This is a genomic window from Streptomyces sp. NRRL WC-3618, from assembly GCF_001280005.1.
GTDB lineage: Bacteria > Actinomycetota > Actinomycetes > Streptomycetales > Streptomycetaceae > Streptomyces.
The window spans coordinates 1-5,378 of sequence record NZ_LGDW01000148.1 but is presented as its reverse complement, the minus strand read 5'-3'; the positions used below and the strand labels follow the sequence as shown (position 1 = coordinate 5,378).

General features: G+C 61.7%; 4 protein-coding genes. All 4 read left to right on the top strand.

The window, feature by feature from the left end:
- Positions 1 to 143: 143 nt before the first annotated feature.
- Positions 144 to 1,949 carry a hypothetical protein gene (locus tag ADL01_RS16730; RefSeq protein WP_159049544.1) on the top strand — a complete coding sequence of 602 codons (1,806 nt, stop codon included), beginning with the start codon at positions 144 to 146 and terminating at the stop codon, positions 1,947 to 1,949.
- A 759-nt stretch (positions 1,950 to 2,708) separates the two neighbouring features.
- Positions 2,709 to 2,948 carry an HNH endonuclease gene (locus ADL01_RS47775; RefSeq protein WP_420719722.1) on the top strand — a complete coding sequence of 80 codons (240 nt, stop codon included), beginning with the start codon at positions 2,709 to 2,711 and terminating at the stop codon, positions 2,946 to 2,948.
- Between the two features lie 972 nt (positions 2,949 to 3,920).
- Positions 3,921 to 4,640 (top strand): hypothetical protein, encoded by a 720-nt coding sequence (locus ADL01_RS44735; protein WP_159049543.1) that lies wholly within the window; start codon positions 3,921 to 3,923, stop codon positions 4,638 to 4,640.
- A 305-nt stretch (positions 4,641 to 4,945) separates the two neighbouring features.
- On the top strand, positions 4,946 to 5,299 hold the full coding sequence (locus ADL01_RS44730; protein WP_159049542.1) for a hypothetical protein: 354 nt from the start codon (positions 4,946 to 4,948) through the stop codon (positions 5,297 to 5,299).
- Positions 5,300 to 5,378: the final 79 nt, after the last annotated feature.

Sequence of the window (5,378 nt, the reverse complement as noted above, 5' to 3'; positions counted from 1 at the left end):
ACGAGGGCGAGGCTTCTTCTTCCCCATGCTCTCCATGATGGACATCCTCCCGGGGCTGAACCCCTGATCTCGGATGTCCGTCAAAGCGGATCAAGCCCACTATCTCGACCATCTGGACTGACCCGGCGGCCGTATTGCCGCAGGTGACCAACCCCCAGAGGCGGCGCATCCCTGGTGCGTACCTGCTCGTGATCTCCGGATCCGTGTACACGTCGCGCCTTGTTCCCGACCCGCTCAACCCGCGGAATGCCGACCATGTGCAGTTCGCGCTGGCCCAGGCCGTAGGCGCTCCGCCTGCCTCCTTGGTACCTGCCGTGCAGGAAGGGGAGGGAGAGCTGGCCATCCATGTTGAGAGCCGCGACGCGCTCGTTGAGCAAGTCGATTGGGCGATCGAGACGACCCGCAACCGCAACAGCCCGCAGCCGGACATCGGTGAGCAGGGCATCATGGACCCGCCGATCGGCGTCGCCACCACCGTCTTTTACGACGGCACGGACGAAAGCTCGAGCACGCACATCTTCGTCCGTGAAGGATCCAGCCGGACGAGTCACGGCTTGTACAACGTGGGTGCGACAGCGGAGGAGGTTCTCTTCACTCTCCCCCGTAACGCCAGCTCGATGCAGGCTCACATCGACAAGATCAACAGCTACGTCAGCCAGCCTGTTGAGGACATCTCGGCCACTGAGAAGGGCGCGATCCGCTGCGCCGTCACGGACTTCGAACTCATCATCGGCGTGGTGCCGGACGTCGCCGGGGCCGTCGACCTGTCGCAGGCCATCAAGGCCCGTGTGGCCCAGGACCACCTGAATACCAAGGAGCCCTGGACTGACGCGGCAAAGCACACCGCGCTCGCAGAAGAGTGTCTTCTCTCTGCTCGTTCTGCGGGAGTGATTGCCAGCGACGCGGAGGCTGACTGGCTGGCTGGCCGTCTCACACCTAAGGAAGCTGAGGCGCGCAAGATTGCGGCCTTCGGCGATGACCGGGCCGCTCGTTCAGTTCACCTGTTCACGACGAACGAGACGCTGATCCACAACGCGGTGCGTCAGCCGATTGCCCTGGTTCTCACCAACGAGCCGACGGGGCGCAAGCGAACTCGTGTCACCACGAAGACCAAGCTGCCCTTGGCCGTTGAACTGATCGTCAGGGAGAAGCGTGGCGCATGGTCCGACGGTGAGCTGGCGCGATTCCGGAAGGTACTCATCGAGACGCTTCCCGCCGACCTGCAGAAGATGACGTGGCACCCGACCAAGCGCTCTCCTGAGCAGCTCTACCAGGCCGCTCTCAAGGAGATTGAGAACGTAGCGGACGAGCGGCCTGCCGGCATCGAACTGCGAGTGCGGGCTGCCTACGTTCTCGCCAAGCGCAACGCCATCAGCGGGCCGCGTCACGACGTGGGCCCTGGTGGTGACCGTCGGAGTGCTGGCACTGTCATGGAAGCCCTCGCCGATACTGAACACGGGCTCCGCCACCTGCGCCAGGTGATCGAAGACGACAGGGCGGACCTCCCGCCGCGACAGGTCGACGACCAGGGCCAGCCGCGCAAGGACGGTGCAGGAAACGACCTGCCCATCGACAACGACTTTTTGCGCACCAAGCTCGCGCCTAAGGGCGGTCTGACACCACCGCCCCTCAGCGCCGACAAGGCCGTGCACGAGCACTACAAGCGCGGCGTGCTCGCCACCAAGGACGCCCTCCGCAGCCTAGAGGCGGAGATGCGCAACCTTGCCGGCCTTGTTGACGACGACGGTGTGCCGTTGATTGAGAGGGAAGGCAAAACTCATGCGCGCCAGCTGATGGAGAAGCTGCAGAACCTTGCCGCCGACGCACAGGACTGGTGGGAGAAGGCCGTGGAGGCCCAGAGTGTCTCCTCAGCGTCCTCAGCGTCCTCAGCGTCCTCAGCCGCCGAAGACGAGCAGGAGGGGGCAGACGACGAGGATGAGGCCGCCTAGTGGAAAAGGGAGCGATCACCCGGCGAGCAGTCCTCAAGGCACTGGACGAGTGCGACCGGCTGGGCCGCCCGGTCTTCCTTGAGACGTACGGCTTCAAGGGCGCCCAGTCCTACGTCCTGCTCCATGAAGGACGTGAATACGACTCCAAGGCAATTGCCGGAGTGGCCCACCGGTACACCCAAGGTCGGCCGCTCACAGCGGATGAGTTCAGCGGCGGCCGCGCGCACGCCGTGGCCTGGCTCAAACGTGAGGGATTCCAGGTAAGGCTCATCCGCAACCCTGACTGGTCCCGCGACGAAGTGATCCTCGCCTGCGACCTGGTCATGAGCAACGGGTGGAAGGGGACGGATGCCGACGACCCACGGGTCCAGGAGCTGTCCCGGCTGCTGCAGATGCTCCCTGACCATCAAAACGCCCCTCGCAGCGAGACCTTCCGCAACCCGAACGGGGTCGGCCGCAAGACCTTCGACATAGCCACCCAGCACCCCGACTACCCAGGCAAGCCGACGAACGGCGGCGCCATGGACAAGGCCGTTCTGGCCGAGTTCCTAGCCCGCCCACAGCAGATGTCTGCAGCTGCACGACGTATCCGGGAAGCACTCGAAACAGGATCATTCCAGGAAATTCCGCCCAGCGACGAGAGCGATCTCGACGACTACAGCGCCCCGGAAGGGCGCCTGCTCTTGCGCAGGCATGTCGCCCGCGAGCGCGACAAGAAGCTGCGACAGATGAAGATTGACTCGGTCCTAGGCCGCGGTCTTGCACTGTCGTGCGAGGTCTGCGAGTTCGACTTCGAAGCGGTGTACGGAGACCGGGGGGGCAGGCTACATAGAGTGTCACCATGTCATCCCTTTGCACGTTGCCGGCGAGGGAACTACGAAGCTTTCGGACCTGGCCCTCATTTGCTCGAACTGCCACCGCATGATCCACCGCAAGGCACCTTGGCCGACTCCACAAGACCTACGTCGCCAGCTGAAGAGTCGCTCGCCAGAGAGCTAATCTGACGGGTTCGGCCCAGCTGTCTCGTCCAGGAGGCCTCCGGAGAGCATCTTCTCCGGAGGCCTCGCTACGTGGTCCGAGCAAGGGGATGGCCAGGGCACTGCCTTCACGGCAGGGCGACACCTATGCGCGGTGACAGCACATTCGAGGGCCACCGATTTACTCCTGAACTGCTTGCTCCCGAACGTGATCAGACCCCTCTATGACCTTGCATCGGGGGTACTGGCCTGCTCGTTTGCCTCCGGCGCAGTCCACTACGGTCCGGGACCGTTCTTCTGCGGCTGCATCGTTTGGCCCCCTGTTTGGCCCCCTGGAACCTGTTCCGTCAGGTGTCATCTGAGCTGGTCAGCACGCACTCAGGGGTCATGATCCTGCCGATTGTTCTCTCTCCAGACTCGTGCAGCTTCCATTGACCAGTAGACCGCGAGAGCGGCGTTAGTCTCACGCATGTACTGGTCTCCCGCAGTTGGCGTGTGCTCTGCTTTGGTGGCGTGCTCCCGTGCTTTATTCACGAAGCTTGTGTAGTCCTCTTGCCATGTCATGTCGGTACTCCACTGTAAGTATGAACGCGATGCGCGCCACCGGGATCAACTCTTGATGCGTTGTCCAGATGGCGCGCGTCGGGGCAGGCAGATGGGCTAGGTGTGGGACGGCGCAGACTTTGCTTCTAGACCGCTTGCTCCCGAACGCGATCAGGCGCCCTGTGGCCTCGGCTCGGGCGCGTTGACCTGCCTGTTTGATTCCATGCCTGTCCATGGCTGTCCGGGACAGTCCTGCGGCGGCTGCTTCGTTTGGCCCCCTGTTTGGCCCCCTACTGGAACCGCTGGCCGCTCCGATTCTCTTGCATGCTGGCGCGTGTACGGCTGACGTCGGCTCGTGACACAAGTGGCGGCAGGGCTGCGACCAGGCGACGATGAAGAAGGAGTCGCTCCGTGGAGCACCGCTCAAAGTGCAAGAGACAAGGCGCCCGCCATGAGTCCGATCCGCACACCCAGGCCGCAGGTACGGGCCGAACGCTACAAAGGTAGGAAGAAAATTCGTTCCGACCAGGGGAAGTTGTACTTCACTAAGGGCGACGTGCGGCGGGCAGCGCAGAAAATACAAGCGCGCAAAGGTGTGAAGGGCGCCTGGCACATGGTTCCTGCCGAGGAAATTGTCACGGAGATGGTGACCGGTACGCGAAAACCACTGAAACTCGGTGGGCATGACCGCCTTGCACTCACCTACGGAGTGCGCAAGGTTCTAGCCAATCCAGGCGCCCGCGCTAGTCGAGTAGACGCAGTGGAGGCACCGCCGACACTTCCAGAAACGATAATCCTGGACAGCCCCAGATGGCGAAGGGTAATCGGGCCTGTCTACCTCGCCGATCAAGTGCGAATCCTGATAGGACTACCACATAATCTACTCGATAGAATGGCCGGCGATCGCTCTATTATCGCTCTACATACTAAGGATGGGCAGATCGTCTATCCGGCATTTCAGTTCAGGGGTAAGCACGTTTTGCCTGGACTTGGAAATATTCTCCGCGCATTTCCGGATGATGACGCAGATTTGTCCTGGACCATTGCCTCCTGGCTACGCAAACCGCTGTCGACCCTGAACGACCGCAGCGTCGTGGAGGCGCTCAGTGATGGAGACACTGAGGCCGCACTAAAGGTGGCGCGAGCAACCGCAAGTCGGTGGTCACGATGAAGAGCCGAAACACAGTGGCACTACCTCCCCCCGACATGTCCTTGCCGTGGAGTAAGTTCCCCAAGAGTGAATTGAAGCCTGGACAGAGGATTTATCGGGCCGCTAAACGTGGCAAGGGTGCCTGGTGGTTCTGTCACTGCGGGGAATGCCGGTTTGACCTGAGCGCGCCACGTGGCACCTGCTACGTTGGCACTGACCCATTGACGGGTATCTTGGAGAGTATCGGTCCTGACTGGTGCAATGGCGGGCCAGCCGTTGTGCTGATCCCCAAGCTAGTCAACGAGCGAGAAATACATTGCTATGAATTGCCCAAGACGGTTGACGCAGCGAATCTGACAACCCGTGGAGCACTCCGCTACAGAGTAACGAACGAACTCGTCACCATGACGCCATATGACGTACCCCAGCAGTATGCGAAAGTCTTCGACGAGACGCCAGGGAAGCGGAAGGAGCATCAGTTTGAGGCGATTCGATTCCGCACTCGGTTCGACACTGGAGTTGCCGCCCACGGAATAGCTCTTTTCGACCAAGAGGGAGAGCGGCCATGGAAATCAAAGATCCTTAATATTGATGACAACCTAATCGCCCGACTGGAAGACATTGGAATTTTCGTCGAAGAACCGTGCGGCACCAGCAAAGCTAACCTCGAAGTTTCGTGACGGTCCGCCGACGGAGTTGGTGGACCGTTTTTGTGCCGTGGGTTGAGGCTGTGCAGGCCGAGGGCCCGGGTGTCGCCTC